The sequence below is a fragment of the Phaeobacter gallaeciensis genome (assembly GCF_001678945.1).
Taxonomy (GTDB): Bacteria; Pseudomonadota; Alphaproteobacteria; order Rhodobacterales; family Rhodobacteraceae; genus Phycobacter; species Phycobacter gallaeciensis_A.
This window is the reverse complement of the sequence record NZ_CP015124.1, coordinates 878,583-900,355: the sequence shown is the minus strand read 5'-3', so window position 1 is coordinate 900,355 and position 21,773 is coordinate 878,583. Positions and strand designations below refer to the sequence as shown.

The 21,773-nt window shown below is 62.1% G+C and carries 23 protein-coding genes; 11 read left to right on the top strand and 12 right to left on the bottom strand.

All coding sequences use genetic code 11. The annotated features are described in order from the left end of the window. Window positions 1–117 precede the first annotated feature (117 nt). A complete protein-coding gene (locus JL2886_RS04290) occupies window positions 118–1,227 on the bottom strand; it encodes a pyridoxal phosphate-dependent aminotransferase (RefSeq protein WP_065270883.1) in 1,110 nt (369 codons plus the stop codon). Window positions 1,228–1,364: 137 nt separating this feature from the next. Between JL2886_RS04290 and JL2886_RS04285 the strand changes: the two genes are divergently transcribed. Both JL2886_RS04285 and JL2886_RS04280 read left to right on the top strand, forming a co-directional pair. After that, entirely contained in the window at window positions 1,365–2,447 is a 1,083-nt protein-coding gene (locus tag JL2886_RS04285; RefSeq protein ID WP_065270882.1) for an SMP-30/gluconolactonase/LRE family protein, read from the top strand. A gap of 97 nt (window positions 2,448–2,544) precedes the next feature. Continuing rightward, window positions 2,545–3,330, top strand: a complete 786-nt coding sequence (locus tag JL2886_RS04280; RefSeq protein ID WP_065273525.1) for a crotonase/enoyl-CoA hydratase family protein — start codon at window positions 2,545–2,547, stop codon at window positions 3,328–3,330. Here the strand turns inward: JL2886_RS04280 and JL2886_RS04275 are convergent. Continuing rightward, window positions 3,320–4,300 (bottom strand): ornithine cyclodeaminase family protein, encoded by a 981-nt coding sequence (locus tag JL2886_RS04275; protein ID WP_065270881.1) that lies wholly within the window; start codon window positions 4,298–4,300, stop codon window positions 3,320–3,322. The genes JL2886_RS04280 and JL2886_RS04275 overlap by 11 nt on opposite strands. Next, window positions 4,297–5,172: a PhzF family phenazine biosynthesis protein gene (locus JL2886_RS04270; RefSeq protein WP_065270880.1), complete on the bottom strand. Its 876-nt coding sequence runs from the start codon at window positions 5,170–5,172 to the stop codon at window positions 4,297–4,299. The genes JL2886_RS04275 and JL2886_RS04270 overlap by 4 nt, the downstream gene beginning before the upstream one ends. Window positions 5,173–5,203: 31 nt before the next feature. On the opposite strand from JL2886_RS04270, the gene JL2886_RS04265 reads away from it, so the two are divergent. Both JL2886_RS04265 and JL2886_RS04260 read left to right on the top strand, forming a co-directional pair. Next, window positions 5,204–5,545, top strand: a complete 342-nt coding sequence (locus JL2886_RS04265; protein WP_065270879.1) for an ArsR/SmtB family transcription factor — start codon at window positions 5,204–5,206, stop codon at window positions 5,543–5,545. An 86-nt stretch (window positions 5,546–5,631) separates the two neighbouring features. Further along, the gene (locus JL2886_RS04260; protein ID WP_065270878.1) at window positions 5,632–6,930 is read left to right on the top strand and encodes a ferric reductase-like transmembrane domain-containing protein; all 1,299 of its coding nucleotides are present in this window, start codon (window positions 5,632–5,634) and stop codon (window positions 6,928–6,930) included. Window positions 6,931–7,045: 115 nt separating this feature from the next. On the opposite strand, the gene JL2886_RS04255 is transcribed toward JL2886_RS04260, so the two are convergent. The 5 genes from JL2886_RS04255 to secG form a co-directional block, all read right to left on the bottom strand. Next, entirely contained in the window at window positions 7,046–7,354 is a 309-nt protein-coding gene (locus JL2886_RS04255; protein ID WP_065270877.1) for a DUF4389 domain-containing protein, read from the bottom strand. A 155-nt stretch (window positions 7,355–7,509) separates the two neighbouring features. Further along, entirely contained in the window at window positions 7,510–8,412 is a 903-nt protein-coding gene (locus JL2886_RS04250) for a fructose bisphosphate aldolase (protein WP_065270876.1), read from the bottom strand. 112 nt (window positions 8,413–8,524) lie between these two features. Next, window positions 8,525–8,857, bottom strand: coding sequence for a DUF1992 domain-containing protein (locus JL2886_RS04245; RefSeq protein ID WP_065270875.1), 333 nt, complete (start codon window positions 8,855–8,857; stop codon window positions 8,525–8,527). A 131-nt stretch (window positions 8,858–8,988) separates the two neighbouring features. After that, window positions 8,989–10,632: a CTP synthase gene (locus JL2886_RS04240; RefSeq protein WP_065270874.1), complete on the bottom strand. Its 1,644-nt coding sequence runs from the start codon at window positions 10,630–10,632 to the stop codon at window positions 8,989–8,991. A gap of 161 nt (window positions 10,633–10,793) precedes the next feature. After that, window positions 10,794–11,162 (bottom strand): preprotein translocase subunit SecG, encoded by a 369-nt coding sequence (gene secG / locus JL2886_RS04235; RefSeq protein ID WP_065270873.1) that lies wholly within the window; start codon window positions 11,160–11,162, stop codon window positions 10,794–10,796. A 215-nt stretch (window positions 11,163–11,377) separates the two neighbouring features. On the opposite strand from secG, the gene nthA reads away from it, so the two are divergent. The 5 genes from nthA (at window position 11,378) to JL2886_RS04210 (ending at window position 14,689) form a co-directional block, all read left to right on the top strand. Further along, window positions 11,378–11,998: a nitrile hydratase subunit alpha gene (gene nthA / locus JL2886_RS04230; RefSeq protein ID WP_065270872.1), complete on the top strand. Its 621-nt coding sequence runs from the start codon at window positions 11,378–11,380 to the stop codon at window positions 11,996–11,998. Beyond that, on the top strand, window positions 11,998–12,675 hold the full coding sequence (gene nthB / locus JL2886_RS04225; protein WP_065270871.1) for a nitrile hydratase subunit beta: 678 nt from the start codon (window positions 11,998–12,000) through the stop codon (window positions 12,673–12,675). The genes nthA and nthB overlap by 1 nt, the downstream gene beginning before the upstream one ends. A 2-nt stretch (window positions 12,676–12,677) precedes the next feature. Beyond that, window positions 12,678–13,013 (top strand): nitrile hydratase accessory protein, encoded by a 336-nt coding sequence (locus JL2886_RS04220; protein ID WP_065273524.1) that lies wholly within the window; start codon window positions 12,678–12,680, stop codon window positions 13,011–13,013. 123 nt (window positions 13,014–13,136) lie between these two features. After that, complete coding sequence (locus tag JL2886_RS04215) at window positions 13,137–14,450, top strand: adenylosuccinate synthase (protein ID WP_065270870.1); 1,314 nt, start codon at window positions 13,137–13,139, stop codon at window positions 14,448–14,450. Continuing rightward, window positions 14,450–14,689 (top strand): DUF2842 domain-containing protein, encoded by a 240-nt coding sequence (locus tag JL2886_RS04210; protein WP_065270869.1) that lies wholly within the window; start codon window positions 14,450–14,452, stop codon window positions 14,687–14,689. The genes JL2886_RS04215 and JL2886_RS04210 overlap by 1 nt, the downstream gene beginning before the upstream one ends. A 99-nt stretch (window positions 14,690–14,788) precedes the next feature. Here the strand turns inward: JL2886_RS04210 and JL2886_RS04205 are convergent, their stop codons facing one another. Beyond that, window positions 14,789–16,945 carry a hypothetical protein gene (locus JL2886_RS04205; RefSeq protein WP_065270868.1) on the bottom strand — a complete coding sequence of 719 codons (2,157 nt, stop codon included), beginning with the start codon at window positions 16,943–16,945 and terminating at the stop codon, window positions 14,789–14,791. A gap of 139 nt (window positions 16,946–17,084) precedes the next feature. Between JL2886_RS04205 and JL2886_RS04200 the strand changes: the two genes are divergently transcribed. Next, window positions 17,085–17,756, top strand: coding sequence for a thiamine diphosphokinase (locus JL2886_RS04200; protein WP_065270867.1), 672 nt, complete (start codon window positions 17,085–17,087; stop codon window positions 17,754–17,756). Here the strand turns inward: JL2886_RS04200 and JL2886_RS04195 are convergent. From JL2886_RS04195 to JL2886_RS04185, 3 genes are read right to left on the bottom strand one after another with little or no spacing between them, the layout of a single operon-like run. Next, on the bottom strand, window positions 17,722–18,657 hold the full coding sequence (locus JL2886_RS04195) for a DMT family transporter (RefSeq protein WP_065270866.1): 936 nt from the start codon (window positions 18,655–18,657) through the stop codon (window positions 17,722–17,724). The two genes, JL2886_RS04200 and JL2886_RS04195, sit on opposite strands and share 35 nt — an antisense overlap. A gap of 55 nt (window positions 18,658–18,712) precedes the next feature. Then, window positions 18,713–20,086 (bottom strand): L-serine ammonia-lyase, encoded by a 1,374-nt coding sequence (locus tag JL2886_RS04190; RefSeq protein WP_065270865.1) that lies wholly within the window; start codon window positions 20,084–20,086, stop codon window positions 18,713–18,715. Next, window positions 20,087–20,794 (bottom strand): glutathione S-transferase family protein, encoded by a 708-nt coding sequence (locus JL2886_RS04185; RefSeq protein WP_065270864.1) that lies wholly within the window; start codon window positions 20,792–20,794, stop codon window positions 20,087–20,089. It abuts the gene before it with no gap. A gap of 180 nt (window positions 20,795–20,974) precedes the next feature. Between JL2886_RS04185 and rpiA the strand changes: the two genes are divergently transcribed. Further along, complete coding sequence (gene rpiA, locus JL2886_RS04180) at window positions 20,975–21,763, top strand: ribose-5-phosphate isomerase RpiA (RefSeq protein WP_065270863.1); 789 nt, start codon at window positions 20,975–20,977, stop codon at window positions 21,761–21,763. Window positions 21,764–21,773 lie beyond the last annotated feature (10 nt).

The following is a 21,773-nucleotide window of genomic DNA, read 5'->3' as shown; positions in this document are numbered from 1 at the left end:
TGCAGTTCCCAAACGCGATGTGACGTGGTTCGGGCTCAAGACTGACATAATTCGGTGAATGCGGCGTAAAGCGCCCTGCGGCCGGTCAGTCGCAGGGTTTTGGGCGATACCCTTCACTCAGGCTTGTCGGGCGCGCTCCAGCGCGATGGGCAGCGCCTTGGCAAAGGCGTCCAGATCCTGGGGCCGACCACAGCTTACGCGGATGCAGCGGTTTTGCGGCGCGGCGAAGGGCATGCGCACAAAAACACCCTGATCCACCAGGCCGTCCAGTACCGCCTTGGCAAAGGCTCCGTCCTGTCCGCAATCAATAGCAACGAAATTGGTGGCCGAGGGTAGGGCAGTCAGCCCGTTCTCACTGGCGATCTCTCCAATGCGGGTCCGGGCCACTGCGATCTCATTCGTCACATGCGCAAGCCAGTCCTGATCTAGCAGCGCCGCCAATGCGCCCGCTTGCGCCATGCGGTTCATGCCGAAATGGTTGCGCACCTTGTTGAAGGCCGAAATCAGATCCGCCTGCGCCATGGCATAGCCAACGCGGGCGCCCGCCATGCCATAGGCCTTGGAAAAGGTGCGCATGCGGATGACGCGGGTATCGTTGATGTCGATCGGCGCTGCGGTGCCTTCGGGCGCGCATTCCACATAGGCTTCGTCCAGCAACAGCAGGCAGCCATCTGGCAGGTGATCCAGTGCGGCAACGATATCGGCGCCGCTGTGCCAGCTGCCCATCGGGTTGTCGGGGTTGGCAAGGTAGACCAGCTTGGCATCGACCTCCGCCGCCTTGGCAAACAGGGCCTCGGGATCTTCGTGGTCGTCGCGATAGGGGACCGTATGCAGTGTGCCGCCAAAGCCCGCGACGTGGTAATTAAATGTCGGATAGGCGCCCAGCGATGTCACTACGTGATCGCCGCTGGTCACCAGCAGGCGTACCAGATAGCCAAGCAGCCCGTCGATGCCTTCGCCGACCAGAATATTCTCAGGCGCGACGCCGTGGAACCTCGCGAGTTCCATGCGCAGATCATAGCTTTGCGCGTCGCCGTATTTCCAAATCTCGCCCGCTTCGGCCTGCATCGCGGCAATCGCCTTGGGCGAGGGGCCAAAGATGTTCTCATTGGCGCCAAGGCGGGCGGCAAAGGGCGCGCCGCGCTCACGCTCCTGCGTTTCGGGGCCAACAAAGGGCACGGTTGCAGGCAGGGACTGGGTAAGCGGGGTATAACGAGGTGTGGTCATGCGGGCAGATAACGTGAACCGGCCCGCCGCATCAAGTGGGCATGGCGGCAGCGAATGTCGCAGGTTCTGCGGGTGGCAAGCCTTGCAGAGGGCGCCCGGGCAGCGCAGACTGGCGCCAGTTTTGGGAGAATTTAACGATGCGCATTTTTCTGGGCGTGCTGGCGCTGGGGCTGGCCTACCTTCTGTTCTGGCCGGTACCGGTCGAACCTGTGTCCTATGACCCGCCCAAGGGGCCGGGTTTTACCGGAGAGTTTGAGGAAAACACCGCCCTTGAGGGCGCGCAAAAGGTGGTCCTGCCCAATGGCGCCATCGGTCCCGAAGATCTGGCGGTGATGCCGGATGGGACGGTCTACACCACCGATCTGGATGGGAACCTTTATCGCATTGATGGCGACCAACCCGAATTGGTGGAGGCGCTGGGCGGGCGGCCGCTGGGGCTGAAGGCCGGGCCGGATGGTGCGCTTTATATCGCCGACAGTTTCCGTGGCATCATGCGCTGGAACGGCCCCGGCACGCTGGAAACCCTGGTGAGCGAGATTGACGGTGCCCCGGTGATCTATGCCAACCAATTGGATGTGGCGCGCGATGGCACGATCTATTTCTCCAATTCCTCGGACCGGTTCGACGCGGAGACCATGGGCGGCACCAAACCCACCTCGGTGCTGACCGTCTGGGAACAGTCCGACACGGGCTACGTGGCCCGCCGCACACCTGATGGCACGGTTGAGAAGATCGCCACCGGGTTTGTCTATACCAACGGTGTTGCCCTGTCGCCGGATGAGGATTTCCTGCTGATCAATGAAACAGGCCGCGCCCGGGTGCACCGGTTGTGGTTGACCGGTCCCAACGCCGGGCAGCAGGAACTGTTTCTCGGCAATCTGCCGGGCTATCCGGATAACCTTGAGGCGCAGGGTGATGGCACCTTCTGGCTGGCCTTTGCAAGCCCGCGCGTGCCGTCCGAAGTGCTGATGCCCTATCCCTTCCTGCGCAAGGTGCTGTGGCGGCTGGGACCGAAGGTGCGCCCAGCGCCGATCCATCGCGGCATGATCATGCAGTTCGATGCGGATGGTAACATTCTACGCACCCTTCAGGATCCTGCGGGCGGGCTGGGGATCACCACTGGCGGGCGCATTGTCGGGGACCAGCTTTATGTGATGACGCTGGACAGTGACAGCTTCGCGCGGCTGCCAGTTGCGGATCTGCCGCCGATCCGGCCCTAGGCGGGTTCGGCTCGGTCCAATCTGCCCCGGCGTTAGTCTGGATCGCGGCGGCGTTGCGGTGCAGTCTGGCGCAAACCGAAAGCAGGAGGAGCCGCAGATGGCACGGGTATCCGTCGAGTACAAAGACCACATCGCCCATGTGACGCTGACGCGCGGGGACAAGATGAACGCGCTGGACGACGAGATGATCAAGGGGATCATCGCCGCCGGGCACGAGGTTGCAGCCTCCAAGGCGCGGGCCGTGGTGCTGGCGGGGGAGGGTAAGGCGTTTTGCGCCGGGCTTGATCTGATGAGCTTTGCCAAGATGGGGCAGATGGATCCCGAAGAGTGGCTGATGGCCCGCAGTTTTGACGATGCCAACGAGGTGCAGGAGGTCGCGATGGCCTGGCGCCGGGTACCGGTGCCGGTGATCGCGGCCGTGCAGGGCGTCTGCTTTGGCGGCGGTTTGCAACTGGCGCTGGGCGCGGATATCCGCATTGCCGCACCCGATGCGCGGTTTTCGGTGATGGAGATGAAATGGGGTATCGTGCCCGATATGGGCGGCATGGCGCTGTTGCCCCGGCTGTTGCGCTCGGACGTGCTGCGACGCCTGACCTATACCGCCGAAGTGTTCGAGGCTCCGCAGGCGCTGGACTGGGGGCTAGTGACCGAAGTGTCCGACGATCCCCTTGCCGCTGCGCAGGCGCTGGCGGCAGAGATCGCAGGCAAGAACCCCGAAGGCATCCGCGCGGCCAAACGGCTGATCGGTGTGGCCGAAACCGCCGATCAGGCCACAGTGCTGATGGAGGAAAGCCGCGAGCAGGTGGCCCTGATCGGCACGCCCAACCAGATGGAGGCCATTGCGGCGCAGATGCAGAAACGCCCGCCGCAGTTCAAGGACTGATAGGCGCGCCCTGAGGCGGCAACGGCGCCTTGTGCAACAGCTTGGGCCAGATGGCATTGACCGCGGTGAGATCCTGAACCCCGAGCCCGGACAGGCAGGCGATGCTTGTCCGCTCAGGGTTTTCGGAGATGCCCGCCTCCAGCGCCGCACCGACTTCGGTCAGATCTGTCGCGGCCATCAGTCCGGATCGGATCGCACGGTGCGGCGCGCCAAAAGCCAGGCCTGACGCGCGCGCATCGACAAAGACCTGCGCCTGCGACAGGGCCACGGGATCAATTTCGCATTTGGTTTCGTCGTCTGATCCGACCGAAGTGATATGTTGGCCGGGGCTGAGCCAATCGGCATGGATCAGCGGTTTTTTTGCTCCGGTGGCGGTCAGGATCACATCGGAGGACCGGACGGCCTGTTCCAGATCATCGGCGACCTCAAACTGCACCCCAGCAAATTGTGCCTGCAACTTATCCACCAGCGCCTGCGCCTTGGCCCGCACCCGCCCCCAGACCTGAACCGAGGTCACGGGACGTACCAAAAGCAGCGCCTCAACCTGCAGCCGCGCCTGCGTGCCGGTGCCGATGACGACGGCGTGTTGCGCCCGGTCGGCGACCAGAAGATCGGCCACGACCGCGCCAGCGGCGGCGGTCCGGTAATCCGAGATCAGATGATCATCTTGCAGGATAGCAACTGGCCTGCAGGTCTGGCTGTCGAACACCGCGATCATTCCGCTCGACGGCGGTGCGCCGATGTTGGCGAGATCCTGCGACCATCCCGCCATCTTGACCGTGAAAATGCGGCAGCCTGCAAGCGTCGCGGATTTCACATGAATGTCTGCGCCCGGTGATGGGTAGAGCACCTGCACAGGCGCTGTTGCCGTCCCTTCGGACAGCGCGCGAAAGGCCTGTTTCGCGGAGGGGATCAGATCCGCGACAGACATATGGGGATGAATATCCTCTGCGGTGTAGATCGGGATCATGGCGCGCTGATCTCTCCGGTTCCTACAAAGGCAACCTCGCCCGCAACGGTGACATGGCTGATGGCATCAGGGGTGCCATAGGGGGTCACGAGCAGGGCGCTGGGCCGTCCGATGTAGTGGCCTTGCGTCAGGGTAAAGGTGTGGTCCGCCTGCGCCAGTCCGTGTTTCAATGCATAGGCGCCGATGACACCAGCGGCACTGCCGGTGGCGACGTCCTCAAGCAGACCGTCGTTGTTCCAGTGGCGGCCTTCGAAGGTTTCCGTGTTGAAAAGGTAAGCGAATTCGGCGCCAACGGTCCGCAGCCTGTCCTCAAGATCAGGAGCCATGATCCGGGCGTCACGTAGTCCGCCGGTCACGGGGACCACCAGGTATTTCAACCCAGTCGATATGATTTCAAGCGGCAGGGGCGACAGGTCACCAGTGGACAGGTTGAAGGCTTCGGCGAAGGCGGTGCGGCTGTCGTCCGGCGCGGTGCCCAGGAAATCGGGCTGTCCCTGATCCAGCGTTCCGAAATAGCGTCCGGCGCGGGCCATGGTGGTCACGCGCACTGTTCGGCCGCCCTGCAGGGCGAAGGTCCAGGTTTTTTGCCCGGGCGCCCCGCATTGCATATGAAGGCTACAGGCCGCTCCGATGATCGGATGGCCGGCAAAGGGCAGTTCCTCGCTCAGGTCAAAGACCCGCGCTTCGATCCGGCCTTCGGTTTCCGTCAGGAAGATGGATTCGAAATGGCGCAGCTCTTGCGTCATGGTCAGCATTTGTGCGGCGCTGAGGCCCGTACTGTCGGGAAAAACCGCAAGACTGTTGCCGGAGTAGGGGCGGGATGCGAAGACATCACAATGGACAAAGTTGTAAGAGCGGTTGCGCTGTGACATGACTGACCTGCATAGCGGAGAATCTATATAGATGAGTGACTATATATCTGCTGATTTGCTGTCAACGGCGACCGCGTTGAAGGCTTTGGCCAATGAGAACCGGCTGCAGATTCTGCACTGGCTCAGCGATCCGGAGCAGCATTTCCCGCCGCAGGAGGATGGTGATCTGGTCAGGGACGGGGTCTGTGTGGGGTTCATCACCGAAAAGATCGGGCTGAGGCAGCCGACCGTGACGAACCATATGCGCGTCCTGCAAGAGGCCGGGCTGGTGACCAGCAAGAAGATCAAGAACTGGGTGTTCTACAAACTGGTCCGCAGCCGCGCCGATGCGATTCTGGCCGATACCGCCCGCCTGTGGGAAGAACCGGAATAGGCCACAAGTCACCAGGGCAGTGATCGCACTGCGGGATATTGAGACGGATCAAGGACGCCCCAAGTAAAACCGATCAGACAAAACTCATGAAACCGCTGCTGCTTATCCTTGTTTATATCTTCGTGGTCACACTGCCGCTGGGAGTGTCTTGGCTCTCTGGGGCTCCGCCGCGAATCTTTGCAGCGGAACTGGGCACCGGGCTGGGGATGCTCGCCTATGCCATGATCCTGGTCGAATTCGTCTTGTCTGGCCGGTTCAGGCGGGTGTCGTCCGAGATCGGTATGGATGTGACCATGCGGTTTCATCAGGTCATGGCGCGGGTGGCGCTGGTGTTTGCGCTGGTGCATCCGTTTTTCTACGGCGGCAGCCTTGTCGGCGGGCAACGGCCCTGGGACCAGACGCGGGTTTTGACCGTGACGACCGATTTTTCCGCCCTGTCGACCGGGATTGTCGCCTTCCTGCTGCTGCCCACACTGGTGGCGCTGGCTGCCTTTCGCACGCAGCTGGATTACAAGTACGAGACCTGGCGCCTGATGCACGGGGTTGGCGCGGTGCTGATCGCCGGTGCCTTGATGCATCATGCTCTGGCAGCGGGGCGCTACAGTGCTGACCCTGCCATGGTCTGGCTCTGGGGTGGGATGACCGCCGTGGCGGTGGGGTCGCTGGTCTGGGTCTATGTGGTTGAGCCGCTGCGGGCGCGGCCCTGGCGGGTGGCCAAGATCAAACGCCTGACGCCCCGGCAATGGGGCCTGACCCTGAGGCCGGAAGGGCACGATGGGCTGCGCTACAAGGCCGGGCAGTTTGCCTGGCTGAGCATTGGTCACTCGGCCTTCTCGCTTGATGAAAACCCGTTCTCGATCAGCTCCGCCCCGGCTGCGGGGGCAGAGGTGTCTTTCGTGATTAAGGAGCTTGGCGATTTCACTGGCTCTCTGGATCAGGTGAAGCCGGGTATGCGCGCCTATCTGGATGGTCCCTATGGCAGCATGTCCGTGGAGGGGCGGTCAGAGCCAGGGATCGCATTGATCGCGGGCGGCGTTGGTATCGCACCGATGCTGAGCATTCTGAACCAGATGCGCCTGACCGGGGATTCGCGCCGGGTCCGATTGATCTACGGCAACCGCCTTGAAGAGCAGATCGTGTTCAGGGAGGACCTGCCGCGCGAGGATACGATTCTGGTACTGTCAGAGCCACCTGTGGGCTGGCAGGGGGAGACCGGGATGATCGGCCCAGACCTGTTGGATGGGAGTTTCACGGATGATGAGTTTGCAGAGTGGCTGTTCGTTCTCTGCGGGCCGCCGATCATGATGGATACGGTCGAGGATCACCTGATCGCATGTGGCGTCTCATCCGGCCGAATCCTGTCAGAAAGGTTCGACTATGGCTGAGTTCCTGCGAAACCGACCAATGCGGCGCCGGGTGGCTCTGGCGATCCGGGCGGTGGTCATTGTGACCCTGTTGGCGCTGCTGGTCTTTGTCCTGCGATAGGGTGGAGCGCCCTTGTCAGTCCAGATCCGTCCAGGGCCAGGGTTTGACCTTGCTGGCGGCGGTCTGATAGCGCGCCGCCTTTGCGACCCAGATGCCAAGGTCCGTGCCGAACTCCGCCAGCCGTTCGTTTGGCTGCTTGTTGTTGAGCAACATCACCACGAACTGAATGACAGTCACCACGCCTAGCACCGTCTGCGCCAGTGAGATCAGGACGGCGATGATCAGCATGTAGATCAGCCGTGTCAGCAGGCCATCCTCGCCCTCGGGTTCAAATTGTTCGCCGTGCAGACGGCCATCAATCTTGTCGTCGTCACTCTGTGCCATCGTAAATCCCGCTGGATGGTTCCTGCTGCAAATCATCACGCCCGTGGCTGTTACCCGGAGCTGCAATACTAGAAACAGGATTTCACATCCGGGACAAAAGGAAAAGGCCGCGCCTGATATCAGACGCGGCCCGGATCTTTTGCTGTTAGCGCGCCTTACAGCGACGCGTCATAGATCTTGGAAATATTCGCGCCAAGGGCGGCATTATACTCCGCATCGCTCATCGACACATTCAGACCTTCGGTCAGCGCGCGGCTGAAGGAGGCGATCATCTTGGGGTTCTGGGATAGTTTCGCGCAGGCATCGTCGGTGCTGTAGCCGCCGGAGAGGGCAACAACGCGCACCACCTCGGGGTGGTCGGCCAGATCATCATAAAGACCGGCTTCATTCGGGATGGTCAGCTTCAGCGCAACCTTGGTGCCGCTCGGCAGGGCGTCGAGCGCGGCTTTCAGCTCGGTCTTCAGGATGGCTTCGGCTTCGGCCTTGGTCGCGGAGTGGATATCGACCTCGGGCTCGATGATCGGAACCAGTCCGGCGGCGGCGATCTGCTTGCCCACTTCGAACTGCTGGGCGACCACATTCTTGATTCCGGTTTCGTTGGCTTCCTTGATGACCGAGCGCATCTTGGTGCCGAAGATCCCCGCTGCCACGGCCCGCGCCAGAAGCGCGTCCAGATCAGGCATCGGTTTCATCATCTGGGCGCCGTCCTGTTCGTCGGCCAGCCCCTTGTCCACCTTCAGAAAGGGCACGACGCCGCATTTTTCCCACAGGTACACCGGCACGGGAATGCCGTCGATGGCGTTGTCCATGGTCTTTTCAAACAGGATCGCACCAAGGATCTTGTCGCTGCTGAAATCCGGCGCGGTGATGATGCGGGCGCGCATCTTCTGGATTTCGTCGAACATCTCGTCGTCGTTGGAATAGGCGTCTTCCATCACCCCGTATAGCGCCAGCGCCTTGGGGGTGGAGCCGCCCGACTGATCCAGAGCTGCAATGAAGCCCTTGCCCTTTGCGATACGGTCAAACTGTTCCTGCTTGGTGGACGTCTCTTGCGCCATGGGTCGGGATCTCCGCAAATACTGTTGGACTATTGCAGACCGTCTATACCGTGCCCGTGATCAGAAACAACTGGCCTGTCATACGGTTGCGCTAACAGTGTGTGCGATTGCGCTAACGGAAGAAGGATTTGCGCGCATCCCGCGCCATGCCCCAGCGCAGTTCCAGATCGGCGATGCGGGCCATGGCGGCGCGGCGCTCCTCTGTATCAGTCAGGGTGGCGTATTCTGCCCGGGCTGCGTCGAGTTCTTTCTTGAGCGTGAATTCTTCGGGAACCGCGCCTGCCTCGGCCATCACCCGCAATCCCGCCGCAAGGCCGGGGTCAACCAGCTCCTGTCCGGTGCGGTCGGGCAGGGGTTTGCCTTCGCCCTCAAGGCCCGAGAGCTGTCCCCGGGCACTGGCCGAGCGGATCTGATCTTCGATGAGTTTGCGAAAGGCCCGTATCATGAGTGGCAGAATGGGGTGGGCCGCAGCCAGTTGCAAGAACGGTATAGTGTCGCGGCGACAGTGCAGGGTGAAATGCAAAACGGCAGACGTTTAGGTCTGCCGTTTGCTGAATTTGGTTTGTCACTCTGGTTTTAAACCAGACGCGAGGTTTCCTTGGCCGCGCGCACGAAGTCCTTGAACAGGGGGTGCGGCGCAAAGGGTTTGGATTTCAGTTCCGGGTGGAACTGCACGCCGATGAACCAGGGATGGTCGGACCATTCCACGATTTCCGGCAGGCGGCCATCCGGTGACATGCCGGAGAATTTCAGCCCGCAGGCTTCCAGCTGGTCCTTGTATTTGATGTCCACCTCATAGCGGTGGCGATGACGTTCCTCGATGTGGGTGCTGCCATAGACTTCGGCCACTTTGGAGCCTTCGGCCAGCGTGGCATCATAGGCGCCCAGACGCATGGTGCCACCCTTGTCGTCATCGGCCTTGCGACTGACCTTGTGGTTGCCCTGTACCCATTCCTTGAGGTGATAGACGACGGGTTCAAACCGTTTCTTGCCTGCCTCGTGGTCGAATTCCTCAGAACCGGCCTCGGTGATCCCGGCCACATTGCGGGCGGCCTCGATTACCGCCATCTGCATGCCGAGGCAGATCCCCAGATAGGGAACATTATGCTCGCGTGCATATTGGGCCGCCTTGATCTTGCCTTCGGTTCCGCGTTCGCCAAATCCGCCGGGTACCAGAATCGCGTGGAACCCCTGCAGGTGCGGCGTGGCGTCCTCACGGTCGAACAGTTCGGCGTCGACCCACTCGATCTTGACCTTGACGCGGTTGGCCATGCCGCCGTGGGTCAGGGCCTCGGCGATGGACTTATAAGCGTCTTCCAGCTGGGTGTATTTGCCCACGATGGCAACCTTCACTTCGCCTTCGGGGTTGTAGATGCGGTCGGCCACATCGTCCCAGCGCATCAGATTGGGTTTGGGGGCCGGGGCAATGCCGAAGGCATCCAGAACCGCCTGATCCATGCCCTCGCGGTGGTAGGCCAGCGGCGCCTCGTAGATGGATTTCAGATCCTGCGCGGCGATGACGCTGTCGGGGCGCACGTTGCAGAACAATGCGAGCTTCTCGCGCTCTTTCTTCGGAATAGGGCCTTCGGAGCGGCAGACGAGAATGTCAGGCGCCAGACCGATGGAGCGCAGTTCCTTCACCGAGTGCTGGGTTGGCTTGGTTTTCAGCTCGCCCGATGCCTTGATATAGGGCAGCAGGGTCAGATGCATGAAGATACACTGACCGCGCGGTTTGTCCTGGCTGAACTGACGGATTGCTTCGAAGAAGGGCAGGCCTTCGATGTCACCCACGGTGCCGCCGATCTCGCAAAGCATGAAATCGACCTCGTCCTCGCCGATCGAGATGAAGTCCTTGATCTCGTTGGTGACGTGCGGGATCACCTGAATGGTCTTGCCGAGGTAGTCGCCACGGCGCTCCTTCTCCAGCACGTTGGTGTAGATGCGGCCCGATGAAATCGAGTCGGTCTTGCGCGCCGGTACGCCAGTGAACCGCTCGTAGTGACCAAGGTCGAGGTCGGTTTCTGCGCCATCGTCGGTGACGAAGACCTCGCCGTGTTCAAAGGGGCTCATCGTGCCGGGATCGACGTTCAGATACGGATCCAGCTTGCGCAGGCGAACGGAGTAGCCGCGTGCCTGCAACAATGCGCCAAGGGCTGCAGATGCCAGCCCTTTGCCAAGCGATGAAACAACGCCACCAGTGATAAAGATAAATCGCGCCATGAGTGTTCGGCTGCCCCCGTGAGAAGTCAGATTTCAGCTGCCCGACGGCCTGTAAAAACCGCAGCATCACGGGACTTTACGTATAAAGGATTCGCGCAATAAGCGCAAGGGAACCGCAAGATGCTGTTACGGTCCCCGTTTTATTTTCTAGCTGTAGTAGGTTAGTCGGCGCTGGGTACCAGCGGTGCGTTGTCGCCTTCTGCCGGAGGCAGCAGGTCGCTGCCAAGGGGCGCCGCCGGTGCCGTCTCTGCGCCGTCATCGCCAGCGGGTGCAACGATGCGGTCAGCAACCGAAGAACCTGCGGATTTCTGGGCCGCCAGAACGGTCAGGGTGATCGAGGTAACGATGAAGGCCGCTGCGAGGATCCAGGTCACTTTGCTCAGCGCCGTTGCTGCAGCGCGGCCGGTCATTGCGCCGCCACCGCCACCGCCGCCCATGCCAAGGCCGCCGCCTTCGGACCGTTGCAGCAGAACGACAGCAATCAGGCCCAGAGCCAGAAGAAGATGGATGATCAGTACAACGTTTTCCATGGGTCCCTGCGGCGGTTGGCTCAGTATCGGGCGGTAAATAGGGAAGAATGCAGACAGGGGCAAGGGCCGAGTTGGCCGGGCCGCATTCTGTCGCGCCCGAATGTGCCAAAAGAGACCGGGCCGGACGCGGGAAGCGCCCTGTTTTCGCGCCCTTCTGCGGAATTTCCGGTATTTGTGACTGGACAGAATTGGCGCCCGGGGGGCACTGTTTGACTATGCCACATGATCATTCTGACCACCCGCATGCTTTGCTGCCGCCCGATCCCGCACTGCGGGTCAAGGCGCTTGAGACGATTCTGACCCGCAAGGGGCTTATTGACCCGGCTGCACTCGATGAGATCATCGACACCTATCAGACCAAGGTGGGCCCGCAGAATGGCGCCCGCGTGGTCGCCCGCGCCTGGAGTGATCCCGCCTTCAAGGCAGCGCTTCTGGCGGATGCGGACCCGGTGTTGTCCGAACTCGGCTATTATGGCCGTCAGGGAGAACACATGGTGGTGGTCGAAAACACACCCGAGCAACATAATATGGTCGTCTGCACCCTGTGCAGTTGCTATCCGTGGCCGCTTTTGGGAATCCCGCCGGGCTGGTATAAATCGGATGCCTACCGCGCCCGCGCCGTGCGGGCGCCGCGTGCGGTGCTCTCTGAATTTGGCGTGACTCTGCCTGAAGGCACCCGGGTGCGGGTCTGGGATTCCACCGCCGAGGTCCGTTATCTGGTCCTTCCAATGCGTCCCGAGGGCAGTGAAGGACTGGACGAAGATGCGCTTGCTGCGCTTGTGACCCGCGACAGCATGGTGGGCACCGGCCTGCCGAAAACGCCTGAGGCACCCTGATGACCCGACTGCATGATATGGGCGGACGCTTTGGCGACGGGCCGGTACGGCCGGAGGGGGCGAATGCGCCGGTGTTTGCGGCAGAGTGGCATGCCCGCGCGCTGGCGGTGACGCTGGCCTGTGGCGCCCTTGGGCAGTGGAACATCGATACCTCCCGCCATGCCCGCGAAAAACTGGCGCCGCTCGATTACACCCGGTTTTCCTACTATGAAATCTGGCTTGCTGCGCTCGCGGATCTTCTGGTCCAGAAGGGTGTCCTTAGCGAGGATGATCTGGCCGGGCAGGGAGGGGATGGCCCACACCCGCTGGCTGATCGGAAACTCTCTGCCGACGCTGTGGCCGCAATGCTGGCCAAGGGCGGTCCGGCTACCCGTACCGGCGGGCCGGAGCCGGTTTTCAGCGATGGCCAGAGCGTGCGCACGCGCCATCCCGGTGGCAGCAGGTTGGTCGATGGCGGCCACACACGGCTGCCTGCCTATGCCACCGGCGCGACGGGCCGCATTCTACGCCTGCAAGGAACCCACGTGCTGCCAGACAGCGCTGCGCACGGTCTGGGTGAGGCGCCGGAGCCACTTTATGCGGTCGTTTTCCCGGCGGGGGAATTGTGGAGCCATCCGGAAGACCCGGCGGATGAGGTGGTTTTGGACCTGTGGCAAAGCTATCTGGAGGCTGTATGACCATGAACATATGTCGTCCTGATGATGCCCCGGAACCGGCGTTTGAGCAGCCCTGGCACGCGCAGGCCTTTGCGCTGACGGTGCATCTCAATGAAAGCGGTCGTTTCACCTGGGCCGACTGGGTTTCGCGGTTCTCGGCCACCCTGGCCCGGCATGGCGTGTCGCGAGACCTCAACGGCGGCGATGACTACTTCACCGCCTGGCTTGAAACCCTGGAGGCGATTCTAGCAGAGGACGGCGTCGCCCCCGCCGAGGAGGTCGAAACTACCCGCGAAGGGTGGAAACAGGCCTATCTGGAAACTCCGCATGGGCATCCGGTGGTCCTGCAGGACGGATAACACGGGGTAACCTGCAAGAATCACGGCGCCGACCCGCTGCTGCGGCGAATTTGCGGTTTTACTGGGCCTGCGGCACCGCTATACCGGCCCGGGTTTGAACCAGACAGCTATAAAGGACCGGATATGGCCAATGTCGTCGTAGTCGGCGCCCAGTGGGGCGACGAGGGAAAAGGCAAGATCGTGGACTGGCTGAGCGAGCGCGCCGATGTGATCGCGCGCTTTCAGGGCGGCCATAACGCCGGCCATACGCTGGTCATCGACAGCAAGGTCTACAAGCTGCACGCGCTGCCCTCTGGTGTTGTGCGTGGTGGCAAGCTGTCGGTCATCGGCAACGGCGTGGTTCTTGATCCCTGGCACCTGATCAAGGAGATCGAAACCGTGCGGGAACAGGGCGTCGATATCACGCCCGAGACGCTGATGATCGCCGAAAACACGCCGCTGATCCTGCCGCTGCACGGTGAACTGGATCGCGCCCGCGAAGAAGCCGCCAGCAAGGGTACCAAGATCGGTACCACCGGTCGTGGCATTGGCCCGGCATACGAAGACAAGGTTGGCCGCCGTGCCATCCGCGTTGCCGACCTGGCAGACGAAGCCACGCTGGAGGCCCGGGTGGACCGCGCGCTGCAGCATCACGATCCGCTGCGTAAGGGGCTTGGCGTCGACCCGATCGACCGCGACGCGCTGATCGCGCAGCTGAAAGAGATCGCTCCCAAGATCCTGCCCTATGCGGCGCCGGTCTGGAAGGTTCTCAACGAAAAGCGCAAGGCCGGAAAGCGGATCCTCTTCGAAGGGGCCCAAGGCGCGCTGCTGGATATCGATTTCGGCACTTATCCTTTCGTGACCTCCTCCAATGTGATTGCAGGTCAAGCGGCAACGGGTGTCGGTATCGGGCCTGGGTCCATCGACTATGTTCTGGGCATCGTCAAAGCCTATACCACCCGCGTGGGGGAAGGCCCGTTCCCGACCGAACTGCTGGGCGCCGATGGCAAACCCGATGCGGATGGTGAACGCCTTGGCACCCGCGGGCATGAATTCGGCACCACTACCGGCCGTCAACGCCGCTGTGGCTGGTTCGATGCCTGTCTGGTGCGCCAGACCTGTGCCACCTCTGGCATCAACGGTATTTCGCTGACCAAGCTGGACGTTCTGGATGGGTTCGAGACGCTGAAGATCTGCACCGGCTACGATCTGGACGGAGAACGTCTGGATTACCTGCCGACCGCGGCAGACCAGCAGGCCCGCTGCACGCCGATCTACGAGGAAATGCCCGGCTGGTCCGAATCCACCGAAGGCGCGCGCAGCTGGAACGACCTGCCTGCCAATGCCATCAAATACGTGAAACGCGTGGAAGAGCTGATCGAATGCCCGGTTGCGCTTCTCTCCACCAGCCCGGAGCGGGACGACACCATTCTGGTGACGGACCCGTTTGCTGACTGATGGCGGATAAACCCCGTCTCAGCTACAAGGCCCGCCGTCGCTGGGCGCTGGTGCTGCTACTGATTGGCATGCCGCTTTATATTGTCATCGCGGTGACCATCCTCAACCTGCTGAACCGACCGCCGGTGGTGGTTGAACTGCTGGTCTACGCGGTGCTGGGCATCGCCTGGGCGCTACCGTTCAAGTTCGTGTTCCGGGGTATCGGCCAGGCCGACCCGGATCAGCCACCGGAAGAATAGACCTGGTCCGGTAAGAGCATATCCAAATGTAAAAAAGGTGGGCTGTTCGGCCCGCCTTTTCGTTTGGATGGTTTGGGTGCAAAACCCTACCGCGTCGGATTAGCCAACGGCCCGTTTGGCCGGGCGGAAGCCGGTTTCCTTGGTTGCGGCAAAGCGGCCGTTTTCGGAGCGCTCGATCTTGCCTTCCCGCAGCAACTGCCCAAAGGAGCGCAGCCCGTCTTCGCGATTGAATTCGGCAGCGCCTGCATCGCGCACCTTGTTCATCAACTGCGGGCGGGAGAAGTGATCGCGGCCTTCGACAAAGCTCATATAAGCTGCTGCAGCCTCCAGCAGATCCTGCAGCTCGACCGCGCCGCGCTCTGCGGCATAGGCCGCGAAATCTGCGGCAGTGGCATCCGAGGCAGAGCCTTCATCCTTCAGCACCGAAATCCGACGCGGGCGCACGGGGCGCGTGGCTTGCGCCGTGCCGCTGGCGCTATCCTCGGCTGCGGGGGAGGGATTGATGCGCTGCTCCGCCACCAGTTTCAAAGGCGCGGGACGGGACGCATTGCTGCGATCGCGCGCGCTGCGGGCACCGGTCGGCACCGGCCGACGCGGTTTAACCACGCTGGCCAGATCCTGGCGGTAGGCGTCTTCACTGTTTTCGCTACCTGCGCTGCCACCGGCAGAGCGATCTGCCTCGGCTGCTGCCACTGCGGCGCGCAGATGGCCGTAGGTTTCGCGCGACGAGGCGGTTTCCGGCGCGTCGAGTTTGGCATCTGCTGCATCCATCAGCCGCGATACATCGCTGTCGGGGAAATCTGCGGAAGGGGCTGCCGGGCGTTTCTTGGCAACATCCTCTGCGGCCGCTGCCGCTTCGGTGCTTTCTTCTGCCGTCGCGGTTTGGGCTTTTTGCTCTTCCTGCCGGTCTTCTTCGGTCTCTTGCGAGGCGGCGAGGAGTTCGGCCTCGACCTCTGCCAGCTCGCGCATCAGATCGGCTTCATCCTCGTCCGACAGGCTGCTGTCGACGCCAGGGGTTGCGGAGGCAGTGGCGGGCTCGTCCTCGGCGCTGTCGGAAAGGTTTGTCAGGGCACCTGTGGCGACAACCTGTTCAAGATCGGCCCGTTTGACTTTGATAACACGGGCGCGCATCGGACGGCGCGCCTCCTCAGCCGCTTCCGGCTCGGCCTGGTCAAGTTCGGCGGCTGGTTCAGCCTGTTCCGGTTCAGCCTGTGCCTCTGGCTGCGCGGTTTCCTGTTCCGGGGCTGTCTCGGGCGCAGGTTCAGCTTCAACCGCTGCCTCTACAACGGGCTGATCCGCTACGCTGTCCTCGGCTTCGGCGTTGCTTTTGTCCAGCTGGGCCAGAACGCGAGAGATCTCGTCATCCTCCGAAGTGTCTTCGTCGACTTTGGCTTCCTCTGCGGCCGCGTCCTCGGCCAGGGCTTCGGAGATGTCGCTTGCGGCCTCTGACAGGATGCTTTCGGCGTGTTCGTCTTCGGAGAAATCCTCTTGTGGGGTCTGGGACACCACGGCACGGATCCGGCGCAGTTTGGCGGCGATGCTTTCGGCGGCAGCGGCGTCACGCTTCGGCGCTTTCGGCTCTGCGATTTCCGCTTCGGCGCTTTCGTCTTCAGCTGCTTTCGCGGGTTTCGAATCTTCGTCTTCTGCAGCCTCGGCTTCACTGTCATGGGCTGCGGCAGCGGCCGAGATGGCGGCGATCTTGTCCGCGTCAGGAGCCGGGGGCTGTGCCTGCCCTTCCTCGGTTAGGGGGGCGGCATCGCCGTCCGCCTCATCTGTATCCGTTGCGTCCGCGGGTTCTTCTGCGGCCTCGTCGGCAGAAGCTTCGGGCGCCGGGGGTTCTTCGATGCTCGGCTCGGCTGCGCTGTGTTCTGTCGGCTCTGACTGTTCGCTAGTCGGAGCGACAATGTCTTCAACATCTGTTTTCTGGGTATCTCTAACCTGCGCTTCTCCAGTCGGTGCGTCTGAAACCGCTGCGTCTGCAGCGGGCGCGGGCTGTGGCGCTGTGGCGGCGCGCAGATGGATGCCTTCGGTGCTGGTGCGGGCCTCGACCTGACGTGCTATCTCCCGCTGCGCAATACGGGCGAGCATGTCTGCGTCGGGCTGCGGCGGTTCGGCACCGAAATACCGGTCGTCAGAGGCCAGGTCACGAAAATACTCTGCAATCGCCTTCATGGTGCCAAAGGAGTCCTCGAACCCTTCCAGCGTGCAGGAGAATGTCCCGTAAGAAACGGTCAAAACTTTGTTATTTTGTACCATAGGGCTGCGCGTCCTCACCAAAGTCGTTGACGTTTACAGTATGGATCAGGTCGTCAAATTCTGCGCGAATCCGTGCAATTGATCGTATCATTTTGTGTTTAGATTGTGGCCTGTTTCCAGATCTGCGAGAAATCCCGGCATGAATAAGCTGATTGTTGATGAGATGACGCCAGTAACCCTGGTTGGTGGCGGTCATCTGGGTCTGGAAGACCTGAATGAGGCGTTGCGCCATGCGCCGGTGCTCGTGGCTGCGGACGGCGGCGCGGGGGCTGCGCTGGAGCAGGGACACGTACCTGAGGCGGTGATCGGGGACTTCGATTCGCTGCCTGAGGCGGTACAAAACCGGTTGCCTGCGGAAAACCTGTTCCATCTTCCAGAGCAGGACACCACGGATTTTGACAAGGCGCTGCGGTCGATCCGGGCGCCGGTGGTGCTGGGGGCGGGGTTTCTTGGGGCGCGCGTCGATCACCAGTTGGCGGCCTTTCACACGCTGATCCAGCCCGGGCGCAGCCCCTGCATTCTGATCGGTGCGACTGAACTGGTATTTCACGTCACCCGGCGTATTGCCCTGCCGATGGCGGCGGGCGATGTGGTGTCGCTGTTCCCGATGCAGCCGGTAACCGGACGCTCCGGTGGGCTGGTCTGGCCGATCGAGGGGCTTCAGATGTGCCCGACCAGCCGGATCGGAACATCCAACCGCGCCGTGGGACCGGTCTGGATCGAAGCGGATGGGCCGGGGTTGCTGGGCATCGTGCCGCGCCACTATCTGGCAGCACTTATGCAGGCGATTGCGTCACCGGCGCCTTGCTAGATTGCGCCGCTTGCCGCGCCACGGCCTGTTCGCGCAGGATTACGTAAAGACCCGCCGCAACGGTGATGGTGATCCCAAGGGCGGCGAGGCCATCCGGCAGTTCAATGAAGATCAGCCAGCCGAACAGGGTGGCCACCGGGATTTCCAGATACTGCATTGGCGCCAGGGTCGCGGCCGGGGCATAGCGCAGGCTCCAGGTCATCAGCAGATGCGCGCCGGTGCCCAGAACCCCGATGCCAAGCATCAGAAAGCTGGTCCACAGATCCGGAACCACGATCTGCAAACCCTCGATCCCCAGCGGATCGCCGATCAGCAGCAGCGGCGCCAGCATAACACAGGCCATCGTGCCGGATACGGCCTGTAGGCTGATCGGATCTGTCTCCTTGGCGATCTGCCGGGTGACCATCATGAACAGGGCAAAGATCACCGCCACCGCCAGCGGCCAGAGGGCGTGCAGGCCAACTTCGGCAAAGCTGGGCTGGATCACCAAGAGGGTGCCCGCAAAGCCGACAACGCAGGCCAGGATGCGGCGCAGGCCGACCTCTTCGAGCAGGATGAACTTGCCGATCAGCAACATGATAAAGGGCATGACAAAGGCAATCGCCACCGCATCCGCAAGCGGCAGGTATTTGAGGGCGGTAAACATCGCGCCGATCCCGCCGATATGCAGCAGGGTACGCAAAAAGGTCAGCCGTAGCACACGCCCGCGCATGCGCCACATGCGGGCGCCCCCCCAGACCAGCGGCATCAGCAGAATCACCTGTGCGGCAAAACGGACAAAAATCAGCTCTCCCAGTGGGATATGCTGGCCAAGCAGTTTGGCCACCGCATCGCCCAGCGGCGCGAGGATGCAAAAGCCAAGCATCAGAAGGATGCCGAGAAGGGGACGATCTTGGGTCATGAAACGCACGCTAGGCGGGCGTCCCGGGAAGGGCAAGACAGGTAATCCTGCCTGATCAACAATTTGGCACGTTTACGGCCAGCCCCCCAAGCGATGTTTCCTTGTATTTTTCATTCATGTCGGCGCCGGTCTGCCGCATGGTTTCGATCACCGCATCAAGCGGCACAAAGTGATGCCCGTCGCCGCGCAGGGCCAGCGACGCGGCAGAAACCGCCTTGATCGCGCCCAGACCGTTGCGTTCGATACAAGGCACCTGCACCAGGCCTTTGACCGGATCGCAGGTCATGCCCAGATGGTGTTCCAGCGCGATCTCGGCGGCGTTTTCGACCTGTTCGGGGGTGCCACCCATCACGGCGCAAAGACCGGCAGCCGCCATCGCGGCAGCGGAGCCCACTTCGGCTTGGCAGCCCGCTTCGGCGCCCGAGATGGAGGCGTTGAATTTCACCAGCCCGCCGATTGCGGCGGCGGTCAGCAGGAAATCCTCGATATTGCGCTCGGATGCGCCAGGGACGTGATCGAGGTAATAGCGCATGACGGCCGGCAGTACCCCGGCTGCGCCATTGGTAGGGGCGGTCACCACCTGTCCGCCGGCGGCGTTCTCTTCGTTGACGGCAATCGCGTAGACGCTGATCCAGTCGTTGATCGTATGCGGCGCAGTCAGGTTCATGCCGCGCTCGGCTATCAGTGCCTCGTGGATCCCCTTGGCGCGGCGGCGGATGCTGAGACCACCGGGCAGGATGCCGTCGCGCTCCAGTCCGCGGTTGATGCAGTCGTTCATCACCTGCCACAGCCGCGCGGTGCCCTCTTTCAGGCTGATTTCACTGCAGCGGGAGACCTCGTTTGCGCGTTTCATGGCGGCGATGCTTTTGCCGCTGCGCTTCGCCATTTCCAGCATCTCGGCGGCGGATTTGAACGGATAGGGCACCGGCGCGCCTTCGTCCGTCGCCTTGCCTGCCGCCAGTTCTTCCTCGGTCAGGACAAAGCCACCGCCGACAGAGTAGAACACCTGCTGCAGGATCACGTCGCCCTGCGCATCGGTGCCCATCAGGATCATTCCGTTGGCGTGGCCTTCAAGCGTGTGATCGTAGTCGAAGATCAGGTCGGTCTTCGGATCGTAGGCCAGCGTGCCCAGCCCCTCGGGGCTGACCTGACCGCTCTCGCGGATCTGCGCCAGGGCGGCTTCGGCCTTTTCGTCGTCGTAGGTGTCGGGGCGGAACCCGGCGAGGCCCAGGGTGGTGGCGCGGTCACTGGCGTGGCCAACGCCGGTAAAAGCCAGCGATCCATGCAGCGAGGCGCGCAGCCCGTGAAAATCAAAGGGCGAGGCGCGCATCTGGTCAAGGAACCGCGCCGCTGCCACCATCGGGCCCATGGTGTGCGAGGACGAGGGGCCGATGCCCACTTTGAACATATCAAAAACGGAGAGGAACATTCAGGTAGCCGATCCTTCTGGGGGATTTGCGTAAACAGGGGCGGTGAAGGGCGCAGAACCCAGACCTTCGGCGGTCTGGGCGGCAGCCGTAGCGGGGCGCTGCTCAAGGCGGTGCAGCATGGCAGAGAGGCGCGGATAGTCGGCCAGATCGAACCAGCTGCGATCCCGGCTCATGGGGTACAGCGCCATCCAGCGCATCAGGCAAGCGAGATAGAGGTCTAGTATCGACGGATCCTCTGCCGCCAACCAGATGCCGCCGTCGCTGGCTGCGCGCTCCAGCGTGCTCAGATGCGTGGTGAGGCGGGCGGTCAGATGACGGTGCAACGTATCCTGCTGCGCCAGATCATCGCCGATGTATTTCTGCGGGTAGAATAACATGCGCAGGTCAGCATGCAGGGTGTTGGACAGAAAGAACAACCACTTCAGCGTCCATCCCCGGTCCGGACTATCCGCCATCGGCAGCAGCGCAGCGTGGCGGTCGGCCAGCCACAAAAGGATCGCGCCGGTCTCAAATAGGGTGCCAGCAGGCGTTTCGAGCACCGGGATCAGCCCTTGCGGGTTGAGGCTGCGATAGGCCGGGCTGTCCAGCGCGCCGCCCCGACGGTCGATCAGAACCGTCTCATAGGGTTGCTGCATCTCTTCCAGCGCCAGGCGGATCACCAGCGAGGCGTTGTCGGGGGCATAGTGAAGGCGGTAGCTGGGCGTCATGGGGCAACCTTAGAAATACTCGTCACAGGGGTAACGTCCGTTTCCGGCGTTTCCAATAGGAAACACGCCAAAGGCTCCGCAGCCGCCAAGGATACATGGCAAAAGCCGTGGAATTGTTTCTCGCCCTTCCGGGGGACATTCTTTATAAGGCCATCAAACCCTTATCACGGAGCCGTTACTATGGCCGGAGAACTGTCACCCATCGACAAGGCAAAATTCGTTGCTGCGAAACGGGCTGCCGATCTGGTCGAGGATGGCATGCGCGTGGGGCTGGGAACCGGATCCACCGCCGCCTGGCTGGTGCGCTGCCTTGGCGAGATGGTGCGCGAACAGGGGCTGAGTTTCACGGCGGTGCCGACATCGACCCGCACGGCAGAGCTGGCACGTGAAATGGGCATCCGGGTGATTTCGCTGGATGAGGCCAAGTGGCTCGACCTGACCATCGACGGTGCTGATGAATTTGACGCCGACCTCAACCTGATCAAGGGCGGCGGCGGTGCGCTGTTGCAGGAGAAGATCGTCGCGACCGCATCCGATCAAATGGTTGTTATCGCCGATGCCGGAAAAGAGGTGGAAACACTGGGGGCTTTCCCGCTTCCGGCAGAGGTGATTCCCTTCGGTTGGCAGACCACTCAGGCGTTGATCGAGGAAACCCTTGTTTCTATGGATGTTCTGGGGCGTACAGCGACGCTGCGGATGAATGGTGATGCGCCGTTTGTGACGGATGAAGGCAACTATATTCTGGACCTGCATCTGAAGCGGATCGGCAATTGCCGACAGCTTGCCATGGTGCTGAACCAGATCCCCGGTGTGGTTGAAAACGGACTCTTTATCGATATTTGTGACACCGTCATCATCGGCTATGGCGATGGTGAGGTTGAAACACGCGATATCAATGAAGGAACCGTGGAGAAGGACAGGCTCGACTTTGTCGAGACCGACAACCTGTTCACGGATCTGGCGGACTGAAAAGGCTGAA

What these genes read in the sequence shown, in the direction of transcription:
- JL2886_RS04290 (WP_065270883.1), bottom strand. Translation starts at nt 1,227, where the DNA reads ATGACCACACCTCGTTATACCCCGCTTACCCAGTCCCTGCCTGCAACC.
- JL2886_RS04285 (WP_065270882.1), top strand. Translation starts at nt 1,365, where the DNA reads ATGCGCATTTTTCTGGGCGTGCTGGCGCTGGGGCTGGCCTACCTTCTG.
- JL2886_RS04280 (WP_065273525.1), top strand. Translation starts at nt 2,545, where the DNA reads ATGGCACGGGTATCCGTCGAGTACAAAGACCACATCGCCCATGTGACG.
- JL2886_RS04275 (WP_065270881.1), bottom strand. Translation starts at nt 4,300, where the DNA reads ATGATCCCGATCTACACCGCAGAGGATATTCATCCCCATATGTCTGTC.
- JL2886_RS04270 (WP_065270880.1), bottom strand. Translation starts at nt 5,172, where the DNA reads ATGTCACAGCGCAACCGCTCTTACAACTTTGTCCATTGTGATGTCTTC.
- JL2886_RS04265 (WP_065270879.1), top strand. Translation starts at nt 5,204, where the DNA reads ATGAGTGACTATATATCTGCTGATTTGCTGTCAACGGCGACCGCGTTG.
- JL2886_RS04260 (WP_065270878.1), top strand. Translation starts at nt 5,632, where the DNA reads ATGAAACCGCTGCTGCTTATCCTTGTTTATATCTTCGTGGTCACACTG.
- JL2886_RS04255 (WP_065270877.1), bottom strand. Translation starts at nt 7,354, where the DNA reads ATGGCACAGAGTGACGACGACAAGATTGATGGCCGTCTGCACGGCGAA.
- JL2886_RS04250 (WP_065270876.1), bottom strand. Translation starts at nt 8,412, where the DNA reads ATGGCGCAAGAGACGTCCACCAAGCAGGAACAGTTTGACCGTATCGCA.
- JL2886_RS04245 (WP_065270875.1), bottom strand. Translation starts at nt 8,857, where the DNA reads ATGATACGGGCCTTTCGCAAACTCATCGAAGATCAGATCCGCTCGGCC.
- JL2886_RS04240 (WP_065270874.1), bottom strand. Translation starts at nt 10,632, where the DNA reads ATGGCGCGATTTATCTTTATCACTGGTGGCGTTGTTTCATCGCTTGGC.
- secG (WP_065270873.1), bottom strand. Translation starts at nt 11,162, where the DNA reads ATGGAAAACGTTGTACTGATCATCCATCTTCTTCTGGCTCTGGGCCTG.
- nthA (WP_065270872.1), top strand. Translation starts at nt 11,378, where the DNA reads ATGCCACATGATCATTCTGACCACCCGCATGCTTTGCTGCCGCCCGAT.
- nthB (WP_065270871.1), top strand. Translation starts at nt 11,998, where the DNA reads ATGACCCGACTGCATGATATGGGCGGACGCTTTGGCGACGGGCCGGTA.
- JL2886_RS04220 (WP_065273524.1), top strand. Translation starts at nt 12,678, where the DNA reads ATGAACATATGTCGTCCTGATGATGCCCCGGAACCGGCGTTTGAGCAG.
- JL2886_RS04215 (WP_065270870.1), top strand. Translation starts at nt 13,137, where the DNA reads ATGGCCAATGTCGTCGTAGTCGGCGCCCAGTGGGGCGACGAGGGAAAA.
- JL2886_RS04210 (WP_065270869.1), top strand. Translation starts at nt 14,450, where the DNA reads ATGGCGGATAAACCCCGTCTCAGCTACAAGGCCCGCCGTCGCTGGGCG.
- JL2886_RS04205 (WP_065270868.1), bottom strand. Translation starts at nt 16,945, where the DNA reads ATGGTACAAAATAACAAAGTTTTGACCGTTTCTTACGGGACATTCTCC.
- JL2886_RS04200 (WP_065270867.1), top strand. Translation starts at nt 17,085, where the DNA reads ATGAATAAGCTGATTGTTGATGAGATGACGCCAGTAACCCTGGTTGGT.
- JL2886_RS04195 (WP_065270866.1), bottom strand. Translation starts at nt 18,657, where the DNA reads ATGACCCAAGATCGTCCCCTTCTCGGCATCCTTCTGATGCTTGGCTTT.
- JL2886_RS04190 (WP_065270865.1), bottom strand. Translation starts at nt 20,086, where the DNA reads ATGTTCCTCTCCGTTTTTGATATGTTCAAAGTGGGCATCGGCCCCTCG.
- JL2886_RS04185 (WP_065270864.1), bottom strand. Translation starts at nt 20,794, where the DNA reads ATGACGCCCAGCTACCGCCTTCACTATGCCCCCGACAACGCCTCGCTG.
- rpiA (WP_065270863.1), top strand. Translation starts at nt 20,975, where the DNA reads ATGGCCGGAGAACTGTCACCCATCGACAAGGCAAAATTCGTTGCTGCG.